Annotated in this window: 22 protein-coding genes; 9 read left to right on the top strand and 13 right to left on the bottom strand. The window is 71.0% G+C overall.

What is annotated here, in order from left to right; all coding sequences use genetic code 11:
* The first annotated feature begins 1 nt into the window (after window position 1).
* Entirely contained in the window at window positions 2-1,042 is a 1,041-nt protein-coding gene (locus H4N64_RS12090; RefSeq protein ID WP_186282249.1) for a hypothetical protein, read from the top strand.
* Between the two features lie 74 nt (window positions 1,043-1,116).
* On the top strand, window positions 1,117-2,301 hold the full coding sequence (locus tag H4N64_RS12085) for a lactonase family protein (RefSeq protein WP_186282248.1): 1,185 nt from the start codon (window positions 1,117-1,119) through the stop codon (window positions 2,299-2,301).
* Here the strand turns inward: H4N64_RS12085 and H4N64_RS12080 are convergent.
* Complete coding sequence (locus H4N64_RS12080) at window positions 2,269-2,994, bottom strand: DUF2470 domain-containing protein (RefSeq protein WP_186282247.1); 726 nt, start codon at window positions 2,992-2,994, stop codon at window positions 2,269-2,271. The genes H4N64_RS12085 and H4N64_RS12080 overlap by 33 nt on opposite strands.
* Window positions 2,995-3,090: 96 nt before the next feature.
* A complete protein-coding gene (locus tag H4N64_RS12075; RefSeq protein ID WP_186282246.1) occupies window positions 3,091-3,702 on the bottom strand; it encodes a TetR/AcrR family transcriptional regulator in 612 nt (203 codons plus the stop codon).
* A gap of 108 nt (window positions 3,703-3,810) precedes the next feature.
* Between H4N64_RS12075 and H4N64_RS12070 the strand changes: the two genes are divergently transcribed.
* Entirely contained in the window at window positions 3,811-5,292 is a 1,482-nt protein-coding gene (locus tag H4N64_RS12070; protein ID WP_186282245.1) for a cytochrome P450, read from the top strand.
* Window positions 5,293-5,439: 147 nt separating this feature from the next.
* Here the strand turns inward: H4N64_RS12070 and H4N64_RS12065 are convergent, their stop codons facing one another.
* From H4N64_RS12065 to H4N64_RS12015, 11 genes are all read right to left on the bottom strand, one after another.
* Window positions 5,440-6,270 carry a pentapeptide repeat-containing protein gene (locus tag H4N64_RS12065; protein ID WP_186282244.1) on the bottom strand — a complete coding sequence of 277 codons (831 nt, stop codon included), beginning with the start codon at window positions 6,268-6,270 and terminating at the stop codon, window positions 5,440-5,442.
* 31 nt (window positions 6,271-6,301) lie between these two features.
* Window positions 6,302-7,198 (bottom strand): RNA polymerase sigma factor SigJ, encoded by an 897-nt coding sequence (gene sigJ, locus H4N64_RS12060; protein WP_186282243.1) that lies wholly within the window; start codon window positions 7,196-7,198, stop codon window positions 6,302-6,304.
* Window positions 7,195-7,938, bottom strand: a complete 744-nt coding sequence (locus H4N64_RS12055; protein ID WP_186282242.1) for a PIG-L deacetylase family protein — start codon at window positions 7,936-7,938, stop codon at window positions 7,195-7,197. The genes sigJ and H4N64_RS12055 overlap by 4 nt, the downstream gene beginning before the upstream one ends.
* Before the next feature lie 34 nt (window positions 7,939-7,972).
* Entirely contained in the window at window positions 7,973-9,274 is a 1,302-nt protein-coding gene (locus tag H4N64_RS12050) for an alpha/beta fold hydrolase (RefSeq protein WP_186282241.1), read from the bottom strand.
* A gap of 101 nt (window positions 9,275-9,375) precedes the next feature.
* A complete protein-coding gene (locus tag H4N64_RS12045) occupies window positions 9,376-10,401 on the bottom strand; it encodes a LacI family DNA-binding transcriptional regulator (RefSeq protein ID WP_186282240.1) in 1,026 nt (341 codons plus the stop codon).
* Between the two features lie 83 nt (window positions 10,402-10,484).
* Window positions 10,485-11,915 carry a BNR repeat-containing protein gene (locus tag H4N64_RS12040; RefSeq protein WP_186282239.1) on the bottom strand — a complete coding sequence of 477 codons (1,431 nt, stop codon included), beginning with the start codon at window positions 11,913-11,915 and terminating at the stop codon, window positions 10,485-10,487.
* Window positions 11,916-11,969: 54 nt separating this feature from the next.
* Window positions 11,970-12,290, bottom strand: a complete 321-nt coding sequence (locus tag H4N64_RS12035) for an L-rhamnose mutarotase (RefSeq protein WP_186282238.1) — start codon at window positions 12,288-12,290, stop codon at window positions 11,970-11,972.
* 17 nt (window positions 12,291-12,307) lie between these two features.
* Complete coding sequence (gene rhaS, locus H4N64_RS12030) at window positions 12,308-13,390, bottom strand: rhamnose ABC transporter substrate-binding protein (RefSeq protein WP_186282237.1); 1,083 nt, start codon at window positions 13,388-13,390, stop codon at window positions 12,308-12,310.
* Between the two features lie 40 nt (window positions 13,391-13,430).
* Window positions 13,431-14,465, bottom strand: coding sequence for an ABC transporter permease (locus H4N64_RS12025; protein WP_186282236.1), 1,035 nt, complete (start codon window positions 14,463-14,465; stop codon window positions 13,431-13,433).
* On the bottom strand, window positions 14,458-15,498 hold the full coding sequence (locus tag H4N64_RS12020) for an ABC transporter permease (protein WP_186282235.1): 1,041 nt from the start codon (window positions 15,496-15,498) through the stop codon (window positions 14,458-14,460). Before H4N64_RS12020 ends, H4N64_RS12025 begins: the two co-directional genes overlap by 8 nt.
* Complete coding sequence (locus H4N64_RS12015; RefSeq protein ID WP_186282234.1) at window positions 15,495-17,012, bottom strand: sugar ABC transporter ATP-binding protein; 1,518 nt, start codon at window positions 17,010-17,012, stop codon at window positions 15,495-15,497. Before H4N64_RS12015 ends, H4N64_RS12020 begins: the two co-directional genes overlap by 4 nt.
* Window positions 17,013-17,284: 272 nt before the next feature.
* Here H4N64_RS12015 and rhaI point away from each other — a divergent pair, with 272 nt between their 5' ends.
* The 6 genes from rhaI to H4N64_RS11985 all read left to right on the top strand — a co-directional run bounded on the left by rhaI (window position 17,285) and on the right by H4N64_RS11985 (window position 25,012).
* The gene (rhaI, locus tag H4N64_RS12010; protein WP_186282233.1) at window positions 17,285-18,445 is read left to right on the top strand and encodes an L-rhamnose isomerase; all 1,161 of its coding nucleotides are present in this window, start codon (window positions 17,285-17,287) and stop codon (window positions 18,443-18,445) included.
* Window positions 18,446-18,587: 142 nt separating this feature from the next.
* On the top strand, window positions 18,588-20,627 hold the full coding sequence (locus tag H4N64_RS12005; protein WP_186282232.1) for a bifunctional aldolase/short-chain dehydrogenase: 2,040 nt from the start codon (window positions 18,588-18,590) through the stop codon (window positions 20,625-20,627).
* 5 nt (window positions 20,628-20,632) lie between these two features.
* Entirely contained in the window at window positions 20,633-22,072 is a 1,440-nt protein-coding gene (locus H4N64_RS12000; protein ID WP_186282231.1) for an FGGY-family carbohydrate kinase, read from the top strand.
* Window positions 22,073-22,143: 71 nt separating this feature from the next.
* The gene (locus tag H4N64_RS11995; RefSeq protein ID WP_186282230.1) at window positions 22,144-22,899 is read left to right on the top strand and encodes a (Fe-S)-binding protein; all 756 of its coding nucleotides are present in this window, start codon (window positions 22,144-22,146) and stop codon (window positions 22,897-22,899) included.
* Window positions 22,896-24,374, top strand: a complete 1,479-nt coding sequence (locus H4N64_RS11990; protein ID WP_186282229.1) for a LutB/LldF family L-lactate oxidation iron-sulfur protein — start codon at window positions 22,896-22,898, stop codon at window positions 24,372-24,374. Before H4N64_RS11995 ends, H4N64_RS11990 begins: the two co-directional genes overlap by 4 nt.
* Entirely contained in the window at window positions 24,371-25,012 is a 642-nt protein-coding gene (locus tag H4N64_RS11985; protein WP_186282228.1) for an LUD domain-containing protein, read from the top strand. The genes H4N64_RS11990 and H4N64_RS11985 overlap by 4 nt, the downstream gene beginning before the upstream one ends.
* Window positions 25,013-25,014: the final 2 nt, after the last annotated feature.

The raw sequence follows: 25,014 nt of genomic DNA, 5'->3' as shown, positions 1-25,014 counted from the left end.
GATGAGCGGCGACGGCGTACGGATCGACGGGAACACCTTGCGGCTGCCGGGCGGGGTGGCGGTGCGGTTCGTCCGCACCCTGCGGCTGCCGGAGACGGGGACGCATCCGCTGCCGCCGGGTCTTGGCGAGTTCCCGCTGCGGCGGGTTTCGGACTACCCGGACACGGTTCCCGAGGCGTGGCGGGCGCGCGGCGGGGTGATGCTGCCGATGTATCTGCGCGAGGCGATGTGGCTGAGCTTCGCCGGCACCGTCGAGCCCGCGGCGCTCCAGGTCGGGGTCGGCAAGGTGTGCGCGGTCTCCGGCAAGCCGTGGAGCAACCGGCTGACCCGAAAGCCGCAGAACTACGTCGTGCTCCCCCGTCAGCCCTGGCTGGACGGCATCAACTCCGGCAAGGGCACGGTCCGCCAGTTCGTGGCCGTACCGCTCGGCCTCGGCGCCACCGTGGAGGGCCAGGTGACCGGCGAGGAGGTCTGGGGCGGCGTCCAGCTCCAGACGTTCCCGCTCGGCGCGAAGGCGCTCGCCCGCTGGCGCGAGGAGGAGCGGCTGCGGGCCGAGCGGGCGCGGGCGCTCACCCCGCCGGGGGCGTACGGCGTGGCGATGCCGATGGCGATGGCGCCGCCGCCCGCCCCGGCGGCGATGCCGGCGCCCGGAGCCGCGCCCCGGTCCGCCCCGGCGATGGGCCTGGGCGTCGGCGGTTCGATGCGTCAGGAGGTCTACAAGGACGACCGCCCGGCGACGGACTGGGCCGAGGAGCCGGCCGGCCGGGTCTTCGTCCACCTGGTGACACCCCCGGAGTGGCGCCGTATCACCGGCGAGGAGCCGCCCCCGTCCCCGGTGGACCGCGCGGCCTACACGCGCGCGGGGCTGCCCTGGTTCGACTACTACGACGACCAGGCGCAGGATCTCGCCCCCACCGACACGCTGGAGGGCGTGAAACCGGTCGGCGACTGGATCGGCGACGACCACGAGCCCTGGCAGCAGCCCGCTCCGGGCCAGGTGAAGCCCCTCAAGGGGAAGCCGGTGGAGGACGGCGACTGGTAGCGCGTCGGTTGCACCGGCCGGGTGATCCACGCCAGGGTGGCTGTCGCGACGACGGACGATCTGAAGGTGTGGACATGGGCAGTGGTGGCGTGAGCAGGCGCCGGTTCGTCGGCGCCCTCGCGGGAACCGCCGCCGCGGTGGCGCTCCCGGCCTGCGACGAGGCGTCGACGCCGGAGACCACAGCCCCCGAGACCACGCCGAGCGCCTCGGACGAGGCCGCGACACCCTCCGGTCCCCGCCCGCTGTACCTGGGCACGTACACCTCGGCCGAGGGCGGCGGAGAGGGCGTCGGCGTCGCCTCGTACGACCCCGCGTCGGGCCGGGTCACCGGCGCGGGCACCATCGCGGGCATCGCCGACCCGTCGTATCTCGCGCTCCATCCGAACGGCCGCACGCTGTACGCCGTGAACGAGCGCGAGGACGGTGCCGTGACCGCCGTCCGGCTGTCCGACCGCAAGATCCTGGGCAGCCGGAGCACCGGCGGGGCGGCGCCCGCTCATCTGTCGGTGCATCCGGGCGGGCGCTGGCTGCTCAGCGCGAACTACGGCACCGGAAGCGTCGCCGTGCACCCCGTCGAGGCCTCGGGCGCGCTCGGGGAGCGCACCGATCTGGTCACGCACTCCGGTCCGGCGCCGGGTCCTGGCCAGGACGGACCGCACGCCCACCAGATCGTCACGAGTCCCGACGGCGGCCATGTCCTCGCCGTCGACCTGGGCACCGACACGGTGTACACCTACCGCCTGGACGAGACGAGGGGCACGCTCACCGAGGTCTCCCGCGCGCGGATCCGCCCGGGAGCGGGGCCACGCCATCTGACCTTCCATCCCGGCGGCCGGTACGCCTATCTCGCCAACGAGGGCGACGACACCGTCGCCGTCTGCGCCTACGACCCCGGAACCGGCCGTGTCACCGTCGGCGAAGCGCAGTCCACCGGCACCGGATCGGGCACCAACTACCCGGCGCAGATCGTGGTGACGTCGAACGGCCGGTACGCCTTTCTCGCCAACCGGGGCCACAACAGCCTCTCCCGGTACGCCGTGGAGGCGGACGGGGCCCGGCTCCGGCTGCTCGGCACCGTGCCGGTGGGCGGTGACTTCCCTCGCCAGATCGCCCTCTCACCGGACGGCGGGCTGCTCTTCGCGGCGAACCAGCGGTCGAGCACCGTGAGCGTCTTCCGGGTCGACGAGGTCAGCGGTGAACTGCGGCTCGCGGGCGAGCCGTTCGCGTCACCCGTCGCCGTCTGTGCGCTGCCGCTGTAGGGCTCGCGGGCAGGAAGCGGCGCTCGCCTGGCCGAGCAGCACGTGCATGCGTTCGGTGAGCTGGGCGACGTCGTCGGCGGGCCGGTGGAAGGGCAGGCGTACGTCGCCGTGGGCGCGGGTGCGCTCGATGCGCAGCGTCAGTCCGTGCCGGTCGACGGCGAGGGGCTGGACGCGGACCGCGCCGTGCAGGCTCTCCGGCTCGACGAGCCGGGTGAGCCGCTCGACCGCGTCCGGGTGGCAGTCGGCGAGGTGGGTCAGCAGCCGGGCCTCGGCGGTGGCCAGCGGGTCGGGCTCGGCGGCGGTGAACTCGTCGAGGTCGACGACGACGGCGCCGCTCGGCTCCCGCAGCACCACGCGCGTGGCCTGAAAGGCGAGATGGCCCTCCTCGGCGCCGAACCAGCCGGCGATCCACAGCCGGGCCCGGATACGGTTGCGTACGGGGACGGGCGCGACGTCGGCGAACTCCAGCACCGCGGACGGCTCTCCGCGCGGCGCGCAGATCGCGGCCGTGACCAGGGCGCTGTCCTCGGGCACGTGCAGGAGCACCCGGCCGTCCTCGGCCACGGTGTGCGCGCCGACGAAATCCTCCCGGCTGCCCTCCGCGGTCACCGTGCAGGACCATGCGGTGGCGAGCACCGACCGGGCGCGCTCCGCCGCGGCAGGCGTGGCCGTCCAGCTCTGGCTGTCACCCATTCCGTACCTCCTTAGGTAAGCCTTGCCTAACCTATCGAAGATCGAGCCGCACGCCAACCACCACCCGCGATCGTGCGCGGAGTCACTGGACTGCTTTCAGGGGGCGATGACGCCCAACAGGGCGCGGGCGCACAGGTCGCGCACCTGGTCCCGGGTCAGCTCCTCCGAACCCCTCAGCCACTCCAGACAGACGGCGGTGGTGAACGCCAGCCAGCCCCGCACCGCGAACCGGATGTCGGGGCGCTGCTCGAAGACAGGGCCGAACTCGGGGTCCACCGCCATCGCCGCGAGGATCTGCTTCTCCTGCGCCGCGAGAGCCCGTCGGTAGACCTGGCGCACGGCCCGGTCGCCGGACGCCTCGGCGCGATGGAACGCGCGGAAGCCGTGCGCGTGCTCCTCGACGTACGCCAGATACGTGTCGAGGTTCGCGGTGAGCTGTTCGCGCACCGCCAGGCCCGGCACGGCGGCCGTCATCCGCAGCATGCGCTCGCTCTCGCGGTCCACCACGGCGGCGAAGAAGTCCCGTTTCGTCGGGAAGTAGTGGTAGAGCAGCCCGCGCGAGACCCCGGCGATCTCGGCGACCTGCTCGATCCACACCTCGTCGTACGGGCTCTCCGAGAACAGCCGCGCCCCGACGGCGAGAAGCTGCTCCCGGCGCTCCTCGGTGCTGAGCCGACGGCGCGTGCGCTCGCCCTGGTTCGCACTCATGCCCGCACCTTACTTGACGCCGGTTCAACAACCGGACCAGACTGAACCGCGCTATTGAACCGACGTACAACACGCTCAACCTGCCGCAGGATCAAGGGAGATCGCGTCATGGCGGAGACGACGACCAGGTCCGCGCTGCCCAAGGGGTTCCGCAGCGCCGAGCAGGGCTGGCCCGAGTTGCACCGCATCCCGCACCCGCCCCACCGGCTCCCGCTGCTCGGCGACGTCCTGGGCGCGAGCCGGACCACACCGCTGCAGGACTCCATGCGGCACGCCCGCCGACTGGGGCCGATCTTCCGGCGCAAGGCGTTCGGCAAGGAGTTCGTGTTCGTGTGGGGCGCGGCCCTCGCCGCCGACCTCGCGGACGAGACACGGTTCGCCAAGCACGTGGGCCTCGGCATCGCCAATCTGCGGCCGGTCGTCGGGGACGCCCTGTTCACGGCGTACAACCACGAGCCCAACTGGCAGCTCGCGCACGACGTCCTGGCCCCCGGGTTCAGCCGGGAGGCCATGGAGGGCTACCACGCGATGATGCTGGACGTGGCCGGGCGGCTCACGGACCACTGGGACCGCGCGGCCCTCGCCGGCCGGACGGTCGACGTGCCCGGCGACATGACCAAGCTGACCCTGGAGACCATCGCGCGTACCGGGTTCGGGCACGACTTCGGCTCCTTCGAACGGTCCCGGCCGCACCCCTTCGTGACCGCGATGGTCGGCACGCTCGCCCACGCGCAGCGGCTGAACACCCTCCCGGCGCCGTTCCTGCTGCGCCGGTCCGCGCGGCGCAACGAGGCCGACATCGCCTACCTCAACCGCACGGTCGACGCCCTGGTCCGGGCCCGCCGTACGACGAGCGGGGACGGCGATCTGCTCGACCGGATGCTGGAGACCGCCCACCCCGAGACCGGCGAGCGGCTGTCGGCGGAGAACGTCCGCCGTCAGGTCATCACCTTCCTGGTGGCCGGCCACGAGACCACCTCGGGCGCGCTCTCCTTCGCCCTGTACTACCTCGCCCGGCACCCGGACGTCGCCGCCCGCGCCCGCGCCGAGGTGGACCGCGTCTGGGGCGACGCGGAGCTGCCGGGCTACGACCAGGTGGCCAAACTGCGCTATCTGCGCCGGGTGCTGGACGAGTCGCTGCGGCTGTGGCCGACCGCACCCGCCTTCGCCCGGGAGGCCCGCGAGGACACGGTGCTGGCCGGGGAGCATCCGATGCGGCGGGGCGCCTGGACGCTGGTGCTCACCCCGATGCTGCACCGCGACCCGGCGGCCTGGGGCGCCGACGCCGAGCGCTTCGACCCGGACCGCTTCGACCCCAAGGCGGTACGGTCCCGTCCGCCGCACACCTTCAAGCCGTTCGGCACCGGGGCGCGGGCCTGCATCGGCCGCCAGTTCGCGCTCCACGAGGCCACGCTGGTCCTCGGCCTGCTGTTGCGCCGCTACACCCTGCGCCCGGACCCCGGCTACCGGCTGCACGTGACCGAGCGGCTGACGCTCATGCCGGAGGGGATGCGGCTGGGCCTGGAGCGCCGCGCCGCTGTCGAGGTCGGCTCACCGGAGCGGTGTCCAGTGCGCGGGGCGGGCGAGTAAGTCGAGCAGCCGGTCGCCGGCGCCACCCGACCCCCGCGTCCCCGGTCGACCAAGCGCCGTCAGAACCGCGCCATCCAGCGCGCCGGGCGGCTGCAAATCGGGCAACCGGCCGCCCGCGCTACCCCGCCCCTGCTCCGCCGGGCGCCCTCAGAGCCGCGGTGTCCAGTGCGCGGGGCGGGTGAGGGAACCCGGCAGTCTCGTCCCCGCGCTGCCCCGGGCCGCGTTGAGCTGTGGCTGGGTGAGGAAGAAGGCGCCGGTCAGATCGGCGTCGGTGAGGTCGGCGTCGCGCAGGTCGGCACCGAGGAGGTCGGCGCCGCGCAGATCGGCTCCGGTCAGGTCGGCGGCGATGAGGTAGGCGCCGCGGAGGCTGACGCCGCGCAGGTCGGCGCCCTTGAGGCGGGCGCCCATCAGGTCCGCGCCCCTGCGGTCCTTCCTACGGCCGCGCAGGCCCGCCCGCGTCAGCTCGCTGGCCCGCCCCAGGAGCGCGCCCGCTTCCTGCCGGTGCGCGCCCACGTCCAGCCCGGCCAGCTCCTCGGGGGTGCCCGCGGCAAGCTGCTCGGTCTTCTTCAGGACCCGGCGCAGATCGGTGTGGACGGGCCGGGCGGCGGACAGGGTGAGGGCCTCGTGGAGGTACCAGAGCAGTTCGTGCAGCTGACGCACGACCGGGAACACGTCGAACATGCGCCGGGCGTGCTCGGCGGGTCCGGTACGCCAGTCCTGGCCGCCGAAGGTGACCTGCGAGACCCGCTGTCCGGCGCCGAAGCAGTCGTAGACGGTGCAGCCGGTGAAGCCCCGCTCCCGCAGCCGGGCGTGGATGCCGCAGCGGTGGTCGTCCTGGAGGTTGCGGCAGGGCGTCCCGGCCCGCTTGTCGACCGCGAAGTCGGCGGAGGCGGCGAAGGGCAGGGCGACGCAGCACAGCCCGAAGCAGTTCGCGCAGTCGCCGCGCAGGCCGGCCGGGTCCAGCGTGAGGTCTCGCATACCGACCAGCCTACGGGCGACCGTCCGCCGCTCAGTCCCCCAGGACAGGCAGGTCGAGCCGGGCCAGACGCTCCGGGTCGGCCAGGATGTACATCCCGGTGATCCGGCCGTCGGCGATGGTGAGGCCGGTGACCGACAGCAGCTGCCCCTCGGGCGCGTTGAGCATGCCGAGCTCGCCGTTGACCAGCACGAACCGGGCGTACCGCGCGAACTCGCGGAACAGCATGGCCTGTTCGGCCACCGGACGCGCCCCGCGCACCAGCTTCGACGCCGCCGCGCCGCCCACCAGCGGCCCGGAGTCGGCCCGGAGCACGATCTCGGGGTCGAGGAGTGCGAGCAGGGCGTCGAAGTCCCCGGCCCGGCAGGCCGCCATGAACGCGTCCAGGACCTGACGCTGCCGGCCGAGGTCGGGCTCGGTCGACGGGGTGGCGCCGCGGACCCGGCGCCGGGCGCGGCTGGCCAGTTGGCGGGTCGCGGCCGGGCTGCGCTCCACGATCAGCGCGATGTCGTCGAACGGCACGGCGAACATGTCGTGCAGCACGAACGCCAGACGCTCGGCGGGCTCCAGCGTCTCCAGCACCACCAGCAGGGCGAGGCCCACCGAGTCGGCCCGGAGCACCTCCTGTTCCGGGTCGATCCGCGTCAGCGGCCGGATCACGGGGTCGGGGACGAAGGTGTCGTCCAGGGGGTCCTCGCGGCGCGTCGTGCGCGAGCGCAGCATGTCCAGGCAGACCCGGCCGACCACCGTGGTCAGCCAGCCGCCGAGGTTGCGGATGTCCTCGGTGTCGCTGCGGCTGAGCTTCAGCCATGCCTCCTGGACGGCGTCCTCCGCCTCGGCAAGCGAGCCGAGCATGCGGTAGGCCACCGCGTTCAGACGGTCGCGGTTCTCCTCGAAACGCTCGGCGAGCACCGCCCCTTGGGCGGTCATCGGCCGAACACCTCGAACGACACCGCCGGCCGCCCGCCGAACCGCTCCCCCGTCGCCGCGGCGTTCCCGGTCAGGAAGTCACGGACGTACGTCTCCGGGTCCTTGTCCGTCAACGCCTCGATGTAGCTGCGGTGTTCGAGCAGCGAGCGCACCGCCCGCTCCAGGCCGGGCGTGGCGTCCACGGCATGGGTGGGCGAGCTGGACCCGGCGACGGCGACCCAGCGGACGCCGTTCCAGGGCTCAAGCCCCTGCTCGATCAGCTCGGGGAAGATCCACCGGTTCCCGGCGTCACCGGCCGCGTCCAGTGTCGCGCGCCCCACGGCCACATGGTCGGGGGTGTTCCAGGCGACGCCGCCCCAGGTGTCCCGGTGGTTCAGGGTGATCACCAGCTCGGGCCGGTGCCGGCGGATCGCCGCCGCGATGTCCCGGCGCAGGGCGGTGCCGTACTCGATCACGCCGTCCTTGTGGTTGAGGAACTCCACCACCGACACCCCGACCACCGCCGCGCTCGCCCGCTGCTCGCGCTCCCTGAGCGGACCGCACGCGGCGGGTTCCAGTGTGTCTATCCCGGCCTCGCCCCGGGACGCCAGGACGTACGCGATCTCACGGCCCTGGTCGGTCCAGGCGGCGACGGCGGCCGAGCAGCCGTACTCCAGATCGTCCGGATGCGCCACCACGGCGAGGGCGCGCTGCCAGTCCTCGGGCATGGGCCGGAGTTGAGTGATCATCGGCTCGGTCATGCCCGCAGACTAGCCCGCGGGCACCCCGATGACCTCACAATTCGTCACGCGTCAGGGCCAGCAGACGATCCAGCACCCGGGGGCCGCCCGCGCGTACGCCGTCGTGCTCGAACTCGTCGGTTACCCAGGTGCGCAGACCGCGGACGGTACGGGCCGTCCGAAGGGCGTGGGCGGTGTCGACGTACATGTCGTCGTGGTAGACGGCCGCCGCGACCGGGACCTCGTTCGCGGCGAGGCGGGCGGGGTCGTACAGGGGCGCCCAGTCGGTGCGGGCGGCGAGGAGTTCGGCGGTCTCGCGCAGCGGGCGCAGTACCGGGTCGCAGTCGAACATCCAGGGGTGGACGGTCTCGCCGGTGAACAGCAGCGGCCCGTCCCCGGCCAGCGCCTTGGCCGCGTCGAACTGCGGGAACTCCGCGCGGACGCGCTCGGCCGACCAGGCGGTGGGGCGGGCGTCCTGGCCGTAGATCGCCTCGTGGACCAGGGCGTACAGGGGGTGTGCGGCGTACGACAGCAGGCCCTGGACCTCCTCCTGGAAGGCGTCCGAGAGGACCATGCCCTGCGTGGTGCGGACGAAGGCGTGCTCCAGGAGGTAGTGCAGCCGGTGGCTGCCCTCGCCGCCGCCGAGGACGATGCCGAGGGATTGGAAGGCCTCGGCGGTGAACCGGTAGCCGTTCGGCAGCACCACCTCGTGGTTCAGCAGGTGGTCGGCGATACGGCGGGCCCGCTCGACGTCCTGCGGGTAGCGGGCGTAGTGGGCGGTGACCTTGCGCTCGATGCGCGGGTAGGCGGCGCGGTAGACGTCGTCGGCGTGGGCGTCGAGCGAGGGCAGGCCGCCGGTGATGATCGCGGTGCTGAGGCCCTCGGGGGCGGTGGACAGGTAGTTGACCGTGCAGAAGCCGCCGAAGCTCTGCCCGAGGACGGTCCAGGGGGCGCCGCCGGTGACGGCCGGGCGGATCGCCTCGCAGTCCCGGACGATCGAGTCGGCGCGGAAGTGCGTGAGGTAGTCGGCCTGCTCGGCCGGGCCGCCGCGCAGCGGGAGCGTCTGGCGGTTGGCGGGCGTGGAGTGGCCGGTGCCGCGCTGGTCGAGCAGCAGGACCCGGTACTCCTTCAGGGCGCGGCCGAGCCAGGCCTGCTTGCCGACGAAACGGTTCGCCCCGAAGCCGGGGCCGCCCTGGAGGTAGACCAGCCACGGAAGGTTCTGGTGCACCCGGTCACCGGCGACCACCTCACGGGCGTAGAGCTCGATGCTCTCCCCCGCCGGGTCGGCGTGGTCGAGGGGCACGGTGAAGTGGCGGTCGGTGAGGACGACGCCGGGCTGGCGGTAGGTCGCGGTCAACAGGGCTCCCGTGACGGACGGATGGTCGGGCGCGTCCCAGTTCAGCACATGTCCGTCCGATATCCGATCCCCGGGATCATGAAATCGTACTGAACGCCGGATCAGCGGGCGGACAGACTGGAGCGCCGCACCACCAGCTCGGGCTGGAGCACCACCCGCCGGTGCTCGTGCCTGCGCGCGCCGCCCTCGCTCTCCGTCTCCTCCAGCAGCAGGTCCGCGGCCAGGGCGCCCATGGTGACGGCCGGCTGGCGCACGGAGGTGAGGGGGACGGCCGCGGCGGCGGCGAACTCGATGTCGTCGTAGCCGACGATGGCGAGGTCGTCGGGGACGCTCACGCCGGCCGCGTACATCGCCTGCAGGACGCCGAGGGCGAGCAGGTCGTTGGCGCAGAAGACGGCGGTCGGGCGGTCGGCGAGGCCGAGCAGCCGGGCGCCGGCGTCCCGGCCCGCGGCGACGTCGAGCCGCTCGGTGGGCAGCTCGCGCAGCACCTCGGGGGGAAGGCCGGCCTCGGCGAGCGCCGACAGCGCGCCGGTACGGCGGTCGCGGACCTGATTGAGGCTGGGCGGGCCGCTGACGTAGGCGATGGAGCGGTGCCCGGCGTCGACGAGATGGCGCACGGCGAGCGCACCGCCCGCGACGTCGTCGACGGAGACCGAGCACTCGGTGGTGCCCTCGGCGACCCGGTCGACGAGGACGAAGGGGATGTTGTGCCGCCGGAATGTCTCGATGTTGCGGCCGGTGGCGTCGGCCGGGGTGAGCAGCACGCCCCGTACCCGCTGCTCGGCGAAGAGCGACAGGTAGTCGGCCTCCTCGCTCGCGCTCTGCGCGCTGTTGCAGACCATCACGCCGAGCCCGGCCTCGCGCGCGGCCCGCTCGGCGCCGCGCGCGACGTCCACGAAGAAGGGGTTGCCCATGTCGAGGACGAGCAGCCCCATGATCCGGCTGCGGCCCGCGCGCAGCTGGCGCGCGGACTCGCTGCGGACATAGCCCAGCCGGTCTATCGCGGACTGCACCCGCGCCCGGGTCTCGGTCGCGACCGAGTCCGGACGGTTGATGACGTTCGAGACCGTGCCGACGGAGACTCCGGCGGCGCGGGCGACGTCCTTGATACCCACCGACTGGGCCATCGGTCAGGGACCTCCAGAGAGACGTTTCCTACGTGGGGCGGCGCGAAGGCACATTACCGTCATGCCGCCCACAACGACTGCGATCAGGCAGGCAGGCGGAAGTTGAGGTTACGCAGCGCCGAGGGCGTCGTACCGCTGGACTTCTCCTGGTACATGATCGACAGGAAGTTGTCCTGCGCGATACGCGTCTCGTCGATCACGACCTCGCCGAAGGCGTTCAGACCGGCCGTGACACCGTCGTACAGCATCGTCCAGTCCGTGTACCCGGAGGCCTTGGAGGCTCCGGCGATGCGGCAGAACGGGAAGATCGCGTAGGCGTTGTCGTACTTGTCCAGGATCAGCTTGGTGCGCTGGCTGGAGTTCAGCGGGACCGGGATCTCGGTCTTCTGCCAGGCGCCCGAGGAGTTCTTGCGGACGTGGAAGGCGCGGCCGTTGGCGGTGCGGTCGGCGACGTAGTTCGTGGTGCACTGGCCGAAGCGACCGGGGACGTAGCTGATGATCGCGTGCGGCAGGCCGGCGGAGTCGGTGAACTGGCTCTCCTGGTTCATCAGGGAGTGGTCCGGGTTGAGCGGGTCGACGACGAGCCCGCTGTCGGTGACGGCGACCTTGTCGGAGCCGCCGGTGGTGCCGACGACGGTGCCGGCGTTGTTGCGCCAGGTGCGGCCGCGGTCGTCGGAGTAGACGTAGCCGGTGTCGTGGTTGGTGATGCCGCCGCTGTTGCACATCACGGCGCCGTTCTGCTCGCGCCAGGTGAAGAAGGAGTGCAGGCGGCCGTTCTTGTCGTAGTCGATGCCGTGCAGGTACATGTTGCGGGCCGTGGAGGAGCCGTGCTCGCTGGTGTACGTGCCGGTGGAGCTGGTCCATTCGCCGAGGTTGGTCCAGGTCGAACCGTCGTACTCGGCGAGCGCGTTGCGGCCGTTGCCGGAGACGGCCACACGGTAGCTGAGCTGCAGCTTGCCCTCGGGGGTGGAGATGAACTGCGGGTAGGTGAACTGCGAGGTGAGCGCGAGGCCGTCCAGGGTGGACTGGGGGGCGCCGAAGCGGCTGGCGGTCCAGCTCAGGCCGGCCGGGTTGTCCATCAGACCGGCGACCGACTTGACGTAGGTGAAGCCGTCGCTGTGCGAGTCCATGTTGAGGTGGAGGCGGCCGTCCACCTTCGAGATCCCCATCGAGATGACGTTGTGGGAGTCGTTGTAGCGGAGCGTGTGACCGACCTTGACCGTGGACCAGGTGCTGGAGCCGAGCACGCGGCGGCCGACGACGGCGTTGCGGTCGGCGGTGTACCAGACGGCGTACTGGTAGCCCTTGTAGGTCAGCAGGCCGTTCTTCTGGAAGGCGTTGTTGTTGACCAGTCCGTCGTACGACACGAAGAAGAGGGCCTGCGTGTCGAGGGTGGTGGTGCCGGTCAGGGTGACCGAGGGGCCGGGGTCGGCGGCTCGGGCGGTGCCGGAGGCGAAGGCGGGGGTCATCACGGCTCCTGCGAGGGCGGCGCCCAGCAGCGTGCGTCTCTTCATCTCGGGGGGACTCCGTTGTCGGCGAGGTGTCGGGGAAGGGTGGTGCAGCGAGGGTCAGGCGAGGTGGAACACTTCCGTGAGCGGTTTCATGGCCTCGTCAGGCCGGGCGCCGTCCAGCGACTCGAAGAACGGCGCCATCTCCGCCTGCCAGCGGGCGTTGACCTCGGTGGCTTCCATGCCGGCCTGGGCGGCGGCGAAGTCCTCGGTCTCCAAGTAGCCGACCAGCAGGCCGTCCTCCCGCAGGAAGAGCGAGTAGTTGTGCCAGCCGGTGACCGAGAGCGCGTCCAGCATCTCCGGCCATACGGCGGCATGCCGCTCGCGGTACTCGTCGAGGCGGTCCGCCCGGACCTTCAGCAGAAAGCACACGCGTTGCATCAACAGCCCCCTGGGGATCAGAAGTTGTACTGGTCGATGTTCTTGGCGTCGAACACGGTCGGCTTGCCGAGGCTGATCACGCCGTCCTTGCCGATCGTGTACTCGCCCATGTCGCCGGCGGTGAAGGTCTCGCCCTCCTTGCCGGTGATCTGCCCGGACACCAGCGCGACGGCGGTACGGGCGGCCAGCTCACCGAGCTTCGCCGGGTCCCACAGCTCGAAGGCGTCGACGGTGCCGTTCTTGACGTACTTGCGCATGTCGTTCGGGGTGCCGAGGCCGGTCAGCTTGACCTTGCCCTTGTACTTGGAACCCGACAGGTACTGGGCGGCGGCCTTGATGCCGACGGTGGTCGGGGAGATGATCCCCTTCAGGTTCGGGTACTCCTGGAGCAGGCCCTGGGTCTGCTGGAAGGACTGCTGGGCGTCGTCGTTGCCGAACGCGACCTTCACCAGCTTCATGTCCTTGTACTTCGGATCCTTGAGCTCGTCCTTCATGAACTCGATCCAGGTGTTCTGGTTGGTCGCGGTCTGCGCGGCGGACAGGATCGCGATCTCGCCCTTGTAGCCGATCTGTTCGGCGAGCAGCTGCACCTCGGTGCGGCCGAGGTCCTCGGCGGAGGCCTGCGAGACGAAGGCGTTGCGGCAGTCGGCCTTGGTGTCGGAGTCGTAGGTGACGACCTTGATGTCGTTCTTCATGGCCTGCTTGAGCGCGGTGCACAGGGCGCCGGGGTCCTGCGCGGAGACGGCCATCGCGTCGACCTGCTGCTGGGTGAGCGTGTTGACGTAGGAGACCTGCCCGGCGGTGTCGGTGGCGCTGGACGGGCCCACCTCCTTGTAGCTGGAGCCCAGCTCCTTGACCGCGGCCTCGCCACCCTTGTCGGCGGAGGTGAAGTAGGGGTTGTTGACCTGCTTGGGCAGGAAGCCGACGGTCAGCCCCTTCTTCAGTTCGGCGTTGGGGTCGGCCTTGCCGGCGGTGGCGGCGGAGGCGTCCTCGTTGGCGACGTCCTCCTTGGTGGTGCCGCCGCAGGCGGTGAGAGCGAGGGCGAGGGAGGTGACGGCGGCGAGGGCCGCGCAGGAACGACGCAGGGATGACTTACGCATGACGGCTCTTTCCTTACAGGGGGCTGGGTGAGCGGAGGGTTCAGGCGGTTGGGGTGCGGGTCTTGGTCACGGGCGGCGCCGAGGCGGCCGCCCGTCGTCCGGCCCGTGCGACGGCGATCTGCCGTGCGACGCGGGGGCCGAGTACGGAGAGCACCAGCAGCACACCGGTGACGAGGATCTGCGACTGGGCGGAGACGTCCTGAAGGCTCATCACGTTCTGGAGCGCGCCGAGCAGGAAGACACCGGCGATGGCGCCACCGAGTGTTCCCTTGCCGCCGTCGAAGTCGATGCCGCCGAGCAGCACCGCCGCGATGACGGACAGTTCGAGGCCGGTGGCGTTGTCGTAGCGGGCGCTGGCGTAGTGCAGGGCCCAGAAGATGCCCGTGAGCGAGGCCATCAGGCCGGTCAGGGTGAACAGGATCAGCTTTTGGCGCTTGACCCGGATGCCGGCGAAGCGGGCGGCCTCCTCGCTGGCGCCGATCGCGAACAGCGACCGGCCGAACGGGGTGGCGTGCAGGGCGAGCACCGCGATGGCCAGCAGCACCAGGAACGGCAGCAGGGCGTACGGGATGAACGTGTCGCCGATATGCCCGGACGCGAAGTCCAGGTACTGGGTGGGGAAGTCGGTGACCGCGTCGGAGCCGAGCACGATCTGCGCGATGCCCCGGTAGGCGGCGAGGGTGCCGATGGTGACGGCGAGGGACGGCAGCCCCAGCTTGGTCACCAGCAGGCCGTTGATCAGCCCGCACACGACACCGATCAGCAGACAGATCGGAATGACCGTTTCGATCGTCATGCCCTGGTTCCACAGGGCGCCCATCACGGCGCCCGACAGACCGGCGGTGGAGGCGACCGAGAGATCGATCTCGCCCGAGACGACCAACAGCGTCATCGGCAGGGCGATCAGAGCGATCGGAAGGGTGTTTCCGATCAGGAACGACAGATTGAGCGAGTTCCCGAAGCCGTCGACCGTTCCGAAGGACAGCAGGAGCACGACGATCAGAAGGGCGCCGACCGCTGTGTCCCACCTCAACGAGGCGGACCAGCGGCTCGCACGCGTCAGGGAGTCAGGCATGGCGGGCGTTCCTCTTCTTCAGGGCCGAGGCCACGCGCAGCGCGACGATCCGGTCGACCGCGATGGCGAGGATGAGCAGGATGCCGTTGATGGCGAGCACCCAGACGGAGCTGACACCGAGGGCGGGCAGCACACTGTTGATGGAGGTCAGCAGCATCGCGCCGAGGGCGGCGCCGTAGACGCTGCCGGAGCCGCCGGTGAAGACGACGCCGCCGACCACGACCGCGCTGACGACGGTGAGCTCGTAGCCGTTGCCGGTGCCGGAGTCGACGTTGCCGAACCGGGCCAGGTACATCGCGCCGGCGAGGCCCGCGAGGGCGCCGCAGAAGGTGTAGGCGGCCAGGATCCGCTTACGGACCGCGATACCGGCGAGTCGCGCGGCCTCGGGGTTGGAGCCGAGCGCGTACAGCTCGCGTCCGCTGCCGAAGTGCTTGAGGTAGTACGCGGTCGCCACCAGCACCGCCAGCGCGATCAGCGCCAGCCACGGCACCGCGGAGATACCGCCGGAGCCGAAGTCGACGAAGCCGTCGGGCAGGTCGGCCGCGGTGATCTGGCGGGAGCCGACCCAGATGGAGTCGATGCCGCGGATGATGTACAGCGTGCCGAGGGTGACGACGAGCGCGGGCACCTGGCCGAGAGAGACGAGGAGGCCGTTCAGCAGACCGCAGCCGACGCCCACCAGGATCGCCAGGACCACGGCGACCGCCGAGTCGCCTCCGCCCTGGAGATAGGTGCCGGCGGCGAAGGCGCTGATGCCGAGCGTCGAGCCGACCGACAGGTCGACATTGCGGGTGATGACGACCACGGCCTGACCGACCGCGACCAGCACCAGGATCGTCGCGTTGAGCAGGAGGTCCTTGATGCCCTGTTCGGTGAGGAACTCGCTGTTGCCGGCCTGGGTGACGGCGATCATCACCAGGAAGACGAGCAGGATGGCCAGTTCGCGCATCTTGAAGACACGGTCGACCAGCCGGGTGCCGCTGGACTTGGGCACTTCGGTGACAGGGGCTTGCTGAGGAGTGGTCACCGTCATGCGGCGGCCCTCCCCGTGGCTGCGGCCATCACGGTTTCCTCGGTGGCTTCGGAGCGGGGGATCTCGGCGGTGAGCCGGCCCTCGTGCATCACCAGCACGCGGTCGGCCATGCCGAGGATCTCGGGCAGGTCGGAGGAGATCATCAGGACGGCGACCCCGTCGGCGGCGAGTTCGGAGAGCAGCCGGTGCACCTCGGCCTTGGTGCCGACGTCGATTCCGCGGGTCGGCTCGTCGACGATGAGCACCTCGGGCCGGGTCGCGAGCCATTTGGCGAGGACGACCTTCTGCTGGTTGCCGCCGGACAGGGTGTTCACCGTGTCGGCGATCCGGGCGTACTTCACCTGGAGCTTGACGGCCCAGTCGAGGGATCGGCTGCGTTCGGCGCCGCGGTCCATCAGTCCGGCCTTCACGGTCGTACGAAGTCCGGTCAGGCCGATGTTGCGCTCGATGGACATGTCCATCACCAGGCCCTGGGCGCGCCGGTCCTCGGGGACGAGGGCGAGACCCGAGGCCATGGCGGTGGACGGAGCGCCGTTGATCAGCTTCCGTCCGGCCACCTCGACCTCGCCCGCGTCCCAGCGGTCGATGCCGAAGACCGCGCGGGCGACCTCCGTGCGCCCGGCGCCGACCAGTCCGGCAAGACCGACGATCTCGCCGCGCCGGACGTCGAAGGACACGTCGGTGAAGACGCCCTCCCGGGTCAGCCGGCGCACGCTGAGCGCGATCTCGCCGGGCTCGACGTCCTGCTTGGGGTACAGCTCGTCCAGGTCGCGGCCGACCATCCGGCGGACCAGGTCGTCCTCGGTCATGCCGTCGAGCGGCTCGCTGGCGATCCAGGCGCCGTCGCGCAGGGTCGTCACCCGCCGGCAGATCTGGAAGATCTCCTCCAGCCGGTGGGAGATGAAGAGCACCGCGGCGCCCTGTTCGCGCAGCGTCCGCACGACGCCGAAGAGACGGGCGACCTCGCTGCCGGTCAGGGCGGCGGTGGGCTCGTCCATGATCAGGACGCGGGCGTCGAAGGAGAGCGCCTTGGCGATCTCGACGATCTGCTGATCGGCGATGGACAGACCGCGCGCCGGCCGGTCGGGGTCGAGCTCGACGCCGAGGCGCTGCATGAGGGCCAGGGTGGCGGCGTGGGTGGCCTTGTGGTCGATACGGCCGAGGGCGCGCCGGGGCTGGCGGCCCATGAAGATGTTCTCGGCGATCGACAGGTCCGGGAAGAGGGTCGGCTCCTGGTAGATCACGGCGATGCCGGCGTCGCGGGCGTCGCCGGGGCCGTGGAAGACGACGGGCGCGCCATCGAGCAGCACCTGGCCGGCGTCGGGCCGGTGCACTCCGGCGAGCGTCTTGATGAGGGTCGACTTGCCCGCGCCGTTCTCTCCGGCGAGGGCGTGCACCTCCCCGGGAAGCAGCTCCAGGGAGACGTCCCGCAGGGCGCGGACCGCGCCGAAGGACTTCGAAACGTCCCTGAGCGCAAGAACCGGGGCCGGACCCGTGGTGGACGGGTGGGTCATGAGGGCTCCTCGACGACGTCGGCGGGACTGCTCTCGCGACGTCGTGAAAGGTTTCAACTTGGTTGCCGGGACGTTAGACACGCCCCGCATGTCACGTCAATGGGTTCGTGTCGAAAAAGTTTCGATGAACAAAGGTCACGGCGGAGTCACGAGCAAAAGGCTTGGACTTGGGGGTTGACACCCCTCCGGCGGCCTCATAGCTTCCCGTCTTGAATCGTTTCACAGTGATGCCCTTTTGAAGACTTTCCGAACCGACGTCACAGGAGCCCGAAGTGACCGAGCTCGCCGCGGTGAAGGCCGCGCTCAAGACCCAGGCCGTCGAGACACCGTCGTGGGCGTACGGGAACTCGGGGACCCGGTTCAAGGTGTTCGCCCAGCAGGGCGTGCCACGGACGCCGCAGGAGAAGCTGGAGGACGCGGCGCAGGTGCACGCGGTGACCGGCGTCGCGCCGACCGTCGCCCTGCACATCCCCTGGGACAAGGTGCAGGACTATGCCGCGCTGGCGAAGTTCGCCGAGGAGCGAGGTGTCCGGCTGGGCGCCATCAACTCCAACACCTTCCAGGACGACGACTACATGCTGGGCAGCATCTGCCACCCCCACGCCGCGGTGCGGCGCAAGGCCGTCGACCATCTGCTGGAGTGCGTCGACATCATGGACGCCACCGGGTCGACCGATCTGAAGCTGTGGTTCGCCGACGGGACGAACTATCCCGGGCAGGACGACATCCGCGGGCGGCAGAACCGGCTGGCCGAAGGACTGGCCGAGGTGTACGAGCGGCTCGGGGACGGGCAGCGGATGCTGCTGGAGTACAAGTTCTTCGAGCCGGCGTTCTACACGACCGATGTGCCGGACTGGGGTACCGCCTACGCCCACTGTCTGAAGCTCGGGGAGAAGGCGCAGGTCGTTGTCGACACCGGGCATCACGCGCCGGGTACCAACATCGAGTTCATCGTCGCCACGCTGCTGCGGGAGGGGAAGCTCGGCGGGTTCGACTTCAACTCTCGGTTCTACGCCGACGACGACCTCATGGTCGGGGCCGCGGATCCGTTCCAGTTGTTCCGGATCATGTACGAGGTGGTCCGGGGTGGGGGGTTCACCTCCGAGGTCGCGTTCATGCTCGACCAGTGCCACAACATCGAGGCGAAGATCCCGGCGATCATCCGGTCCGTGATGAACGTGCAGGAGGCCACGGCGAAGGCGCTCCTCGTGGACCGCGTCTCTCTTGCCGAGGCGCAGGCTTCCGGTGACGTCCTCGGTGCGAATGCCGTGGTCATGGACGCGTACAACACGGATGTGCGGCCGCTTCTTCGTGAGGTGCGCGAGGAGATGGGGCTGGACCCCGAGCCGCTCGCTGCGTATGCCCGGTCCGGGTGGGCCGAGAAGATCGTGGCTGAGCGGGTTGGTGGGCAGCAGGCGGGATGGGGGGCGTAAGCGTCTGCCCGGTTTCTGTTCGTCGCGGGCTACCGGTCCGTCGTGGCTGGTCGAGCCCGCGCGGCGGTAGCCGCAAATTCAGCACAGCCCCGCGCCCCCAGGGAAGTGCACTCACCCCTCTTTCGAAAAGTAAGGAAGCTCCATGTCCACCCATCCCGAAGCCGCCGCCCTCCTCGCTCGTTCCCATCGGCTCGGCTCCGATCCCCGTAACACCAACTACGCCGGCGGCAACGCGTCCGCGAAAGGTATCGACACCGACCCCGTCACCGGGGGTGATGTCGAGCTGATGTGGGTCAAGGGGTCCGGGGGCGATCTCGGGACCCTCACCGAGGCCGGGCTGGCTGTGCTGCGGCTGGATCGGATGCGGGCGCTCGTCGATGTGTATCCCGGTGTGGAGCGCGAGGACGAGATGGTCGCCGCCTTCGACTACTGCCTGCACGGCAAGGGCGGGGCCGCTCCTTCCATCGACACCGCCATGCACGGGCTCGTCGAGGCCGCTCATGTCGATCATCTGCACCCGGACTCCGGTATCGCGCTCGCTTGTGCCGCCGACGGGGAGAAGCTGACCGCCGAGTGCTTCGGTGACACCGTCGTGTGGGTGCCCTGGCGGCGGCCCGGGTTCCAGCTCGGGCTCGACATCGCCGCGGTGAAGAAGGCCAATCCGCAGGCCATCGGGTGTGTGCTCGGCGGCCACGGCATCACCGCCTGGGGCGACACCTCCGAGGAGTGCAAGCGCAACTCGCTGCACATTATCCGGACCGCCGAGGCCTTCCTGGCGGAGAGGGGGAAGGCGGAGCCCTTCGGGCCCGTCATCGAGGGGTACGAGGCTCTCGGCGAAGGCGAGCGCGGGGAGCGGGCCGCGGCTCTCGCGCCGTACGTCCGGGCCCTGGCCTCTCAGGACAAGGCTCAGGTCGGACACTTCACCGACTCCGACGTGGTCCTCGACTTCCTCGCCCGCGCCGAGCACCCGAGGCTCGCCGCGCTCGGCACCTCCTGCCCGGACCACTTCCTGCGCACCAAGGTCCGGCCGCTCGTCCTCGATCTGCCCCCGACCGCTCCGCTCGACGAGGCCATCGCACGGCTGAAGGAGCTGCACGCCGCCTACCGCGAGGAGTACGCCGCCTACTACCAGCGGCACGCTCTGCCCGACTCCCCGGCCATGCGCGGCGCCGACCCCGCGATCGTGCTGATTCCCGGTGTGGGCATGTTCTCCTTCGGCAAGGACAAGCAGACCGCCCGGGTCGCGGGTGAGTTCTATGTCAACGCCATCAATGTGATGCGGGGCGCCGAGGCCGTTTCGACGTACGCGCCCATCGAGGAGTCCGAGAAGTTCCGTATCGAGTACTGGGCCCTTGAGGAGGCCAAGCTCCAGCGGATGCCGAAGCCCAAGCCGCTCGCCACCCGGGTCGCCCTGGTGACCGGCGCCGGCAGCGGGATCGGGAAGGCCATCGCCCAGCGGCTGGTGGCCGAGGGCGCGTGTGTCGTCGTCGCCGATCTCAACGGCGCGAACGCCGCCGCCGTCGCGGAAGAACTGGGCGGTGCCGACAAGGCCGTCGCCGTGACCGTCGACGTGACGGACGAGGAGCAGATCGCCGGCGCCTTCAAGGCCGCCGTGCTCGCCTTCGGCGGGGTCGACCTCGTCGTGAACAACGCAGGGATCTCCATCTCCAAGCCGCTGCTGGAGACCTCGGCCAAGGACTGGGACCTCCAGCACGACATCATGGCCCGCGGTTCCTTCCTCGTGTCGCGGGAGGCGGCCCGGGTGATGATCGCGCAGGAACTGGGCGGTGACATCGTCTACATCGCCTCCAAGAACGCCGTCTTCGCCGGCCCGAACAACATCGCCTACTCCGCCACCAAGGCCGACCAGGCCCACCAAGTGCGGCTGCTCGCCGCCGAGTTGGGTGAGCACGGCATCCGCGTCAACGGTGTCAACCCGGACGGCGTGGTGCGCGGTTCGGGGATCTTCGCCGGCGGGTGGGGCGCCCAGCGGGCGGCCGTGTACGGGGTCGAGGAGGAGAAGTTGGGTGAGTTCTACGCCCAGCGCACCATCCTCAAGCGGGAGGTGCTGCCCGAGCATGTCGCCAATGCCGTCTTCGCGCTGACCGGCGGGGAGCTGACGCACACCACCGGGCTGCACGTCCCCGTCGACGCGGGTGTGGCGGCCGCGTTCCTCCGGTGACGGCCGTGAAGTCCTACGCCGCGGTCGACCTCGGCGCGTCCAGCGGACGGGTCATGGTCGGCCGCGTCGGGCCCGACAGCCTGGAGCTGACCGAGGCGCACCGCTTCGCGAACCGGCCGGTGCGGGTCCCGGAGGGGCTGCGCTGGGACATTCTCCGGTTGCACGCGGGGGTCCTGGACGGGCTCAGGGCGGCCGGGCAGGTCGACTCCGTCGGCATCGACAGCTGGGCCGTGGACTACGGCCTGCTGGACGCGGACGGGGCACTCCTCGGCAATCCCGTGCACTACCGCGACGCCCGTACGGAAGGGGTCGCGGAGAAGGTGTGGGCGAGCGTGCCGGCCGCCGAGCTCTACGCGGCCACGGGGCTGCAGTACGCGCCCTTCAACACCCTGTATCAGCTCACGGCCGCGCGTGAGAGCGAGCAACTGGCCCATGCCCAGCGCCTGTTGCTCATCCCGGACCTGCTCACCTACTGGCTCACCGGCGAGCAGGGCACCGAGCTGACCAACGCCTCGACCACCCAGCTCGTCGATCCCCGGACCCGTGACTGGTCGTACGGCATCGCCCAACGGCTCGGCATCGACCTGGAGTTGTTCGCACCCCTGCGGCAACCCGGCGATCCGGCCGGGCTGCTGCGGCCCGAGGTGCTGGAGGAGACCGGGTTCACCGGACCCGTGCCGGTGACGGCCGTCGGTTCGCACGACACCGCCTCCGCGGTGGCCGCGGTCCCGGCCGGCGCCGGTGAGCGGTTCGCGTACATCTGCACGGGGACCTGGTCACTGGCCGGTCTGGAGCTGGACGCGCCGGTGCTGACCGAGGAGAGCCGGGCCGCCAACTTCACCAATGAGCTGGGGCTGGACGGCACGGTCCGGTATCTGCGCAACATCATGGGCCTGTGGCTGCTCCAGGAGTGCCTGCGCGCCTGGGGCGACCCGGATCTCGGCGGTCTGCTGCTCCAGGCGTCCAAGGCGCCGGCGCTGCGGTCGGTCGTGGACGCGGGCGACGCCGCGTTCCTCGCGCCGGGGCGGATGCCGGAGCGGATCGCCGAGGCCTGCCGGCGGTCCGGGCAGCCGGTGCCCGAGTCGCCCGCCGAGGTCACCCGCTGCATCCTCGACTCGCTGGCCCTCGCCCACCGCAGGGCCGTCGCGGACGCCCAGCGCCTGGCCGACCGGCCGGTCGACGTCGTGTACGTCGTCGGGGGCGGCACCCGCAACGCCCTGCTGTGCCAGCTCACCGCCGACGCCTGCGGGCTGCCGGTGGTGGCGGGCCCGACGGAGGCGGCGGCCCTCGGCAACGTCCTGGTCCAGGCCCGGCCGCACGGGCTCGTCCGGGACCTCGCGGACGGGCGGCAACTGCTCACCCGTACCCAGCCGTTGACGCGGTACGAGCCACGGGGCGACGCCGAACGATGGCGGGAGGCCGAGGCCCGGCTCGCCGGGGGGTGAGCGAGGTCTCCCCCGGGCCGCGGCCCCGCACTACCCTTCACTCATCCGATGATCGACGACAAGGAGCCGCGATGCGTGTCGCTCTGTTCCTGACCTGTGTCAACGACACGCTCTATCCGGACACCGGGCGCGCCGTGGTGAAGCTGCTGACCAGGCTGGGTGTCGAAGTCGACTTCCCGATGGCGCAGACCTGCTGCGGGCAGGCGCACTACAACACCGGATACCGGCATGGGGCGGAGCCGCTGGCCCGGCATTTCTCCGATGTCTTCGGGGAGTACGAGGCCATCGTCACGCCCTCCGGGTCGTGCGGGGCGATGGTGCGGGAGCTGTATCCGCGGATGGGCGAGCGGGCCCGGGCGGAGGGGCGCGGGGACACGCTCGCCGCGACCCTCGCACCCGTGGTGCCGAAGACGTACGAGCTGACGGAGTTCCTGGTGGATGTGCTGGGGGTGACGGACGTCGGGGCGTACTACCCGCACAAGGTGACCTACCACCCGGCCTGTCACGGGCTGCGCGGCCTCGGCCTGGCCGACCGGCCCCAACGGCTGCTCCAGGCGGTGAAGGGGATCGAGCTGGTCGAGCTGCCGGGCGCCGACGAGTGCTGCGGCTTCGGCGGCACCTTCGCCGTGAAGAACTCCGATGTCTCGGCGGCGATGGGCGCGGACAAGGTGCGCAACGCCGAGTCGACGGGCGCCGAGGTGCTGTGCGCGGCCGACAACTCCTGTCTGATGCACATCGGCGGCACCATGGCCCGGCTCAGGACCGGGATGCGGCCCGTCCACATCGCCGAGATCCTGGCCAGCACGGAGGAGGAACCGGCCGTATGAGCGGGACGTTCGTAGGAATGCCGGCCTTTCCCAAGGCCGCGCACGAGGCCGTCCATGACCAGACCCTGCGCGGCAATCTGCGCCATGCCACACACACCATCCGCGGCAAGCGGGCGACGGCCGTGGCCGAGGTGTCGGACTGGGCGGCGCTGCGGGACGCGGGAGCACGGATCAAGGACCATACGCTCCGTCATCTTGACGGCTATCTGGTGCAGTTGGAGGAGTCGGTGACCGCGGCCGGCGGCACCGTGCACTGGGCCGCCGACGCCGACGAAGCCAACCGGATCGTCGCCGAACTGGTCAAGGAGACCGGGGAGTCGGAGGTCGTCAAGGTCAAGTCGATGGCCACACAGGAGATCGGGCTCAACGAAGCCCTGGAGGCCGAGGGCATCCGCGCCTACGAGACCGATCTCGCCGAACTGATCGTGCAGTTGGGCAAGGACCGGCCCTCGCACATCCTCGTCCCCGCGATCCACCGCAACCGCGGCGAGATCCGGGACATCTTCGCCCGCGAGATGAGTGAGTGGGGCCGCCCGGCCCCCGACGGCCTCACCGACACACCCGCCGAACTCGCCGAGGCCGCGCGTCTGCACCTGCGGGAGAAGTTCCTGCGCGCCAAGGTCGGTGTCTCGGGCGCCAACTTCATGGTCGCCGAGACCGGCACCCTGGTGGTCGTGGAGTCCGAGGGCAACGGCCGGATGTGCCTGACCCTGCCCGAGACGCTGATCTCGGTCGTCGGCATCGAGAAGGTCGTGCCGACCTGGCAGGACCTGGAGGTGTTCCTCCAGACCCTCCCCCGCTCCTCCACGGCCGAGCGCATGAACCCGTACACCTCGACATGGACCGGTACGACGGACGAGGACGGACCGCGCGACTTCCACCTCGTCCTCCTCGACAACGGCCGCACCGACACCCTCGCCGACGAGGTCGGCCGCCAGGCCCTGCGCTGTATCCGTTGCTCGGCCTGCCTCAACGTCTGCCCGGTGTACGAGCGGGCGGGCGGCCATGCGTACGGCTCGGTCTACCCGGGCCCGATCGGCGCCATCCTCAGCCCCCAACTCAGGGGCACCGCAAGCGAGATCGACGCCTCCCTGCCGTACGCCTCCACCCTGTGCGGCGCCTGCTACGAGGTGTGCCCGGTCGCCATCGACATCCCCGAGGTGCTGGTGCATCTGCGGGAGCGGGTCGTGCAGGGCGGGCAGGTCATACAGGGCGGCAACAAGGTCGTACTGAAGCCCGCCAAGGGGCACGCGGCCGAGCGGGCGGCGATGCGGGCGGCGGGCTGGGCGTTCGCACGCCCGGCCGCCCTGCGCACCGGCCAACGGCTCGCTTCCCGCACCCGGCGCCTGCATCCGCGCAGCCTGCCCGGGCCCGGCAAGGCGTGGAGCGGCACCCGGGATCTGCCCGCGGTGCCCGCGGAGCCGTTCCGGGACTGGTGGCAGCGGACGCACGGCGGAAAGGACGGCGCCAAGTGAGCAGCAGGGAACGGATCCTGGGCCGAGTACGGCGCGCGCTGGCGGACGTACGACCGGACGACACGCCGTATGAACAGGCGGTCTTGAGGGAGTATCTGCGCGAGCACGGGGAGCGGAGTGTCGAGGAGACGGTCGATCTTCTCGCCGAGAACCTCGCCGACTACCGGGCGATCGTGCACCGTTGTTCCGCCGGGGACCTCCCGGCGACGATCGCCGGGATGCTCGCCGCGCGGGGCGCGAAGACGGTGCTCGTGCCGCCGGGGCTGGAGACCGCGTGGCTTGCGGCGGCCGACGTAGAGCGGGTCCCGGACCGGGCGGAGAGCTCCGCGCGCCAACTGGACCAGCTCGACAGTGTGGTGACGGCGTGTGCGGTGGCCGTCGCCGAAACCGGCACGATCGTGCTGGACGGCTCGCCCGACCAGGGCCGTCGCCGCATCACCCTCGTCCCCGACCACCACATCTGCGTCGTGCGAGTGCCGGACCAGGTCGTCTCGTCCGTCCCTCAGGCCCTCGAACTCCTTGATCCGGCCCGTCCGTTGACCTGGATCTCCGGTCCCTCGGCGACCAGCGACATCGAACTGGACCGGGTCGAGGGGGTGCACGGACCGCGCACCCTGGAGGTGATCCTGGTCGGCTGAGG

It is taken from the genome of Streptomyces cupreus (assembly GCF_014257025.1).
Classification (GTDB): Bacteria; Actinomycetota; Actinomycetes; order Streptomycetales; family Streptomycetaceae; genus Streptomyces; species Streptomyces cupreus.
Note: the sequence above shows the minus strand (reverse complement) of the source record. Positions and strands in the feature narration are given on the sequence as shown.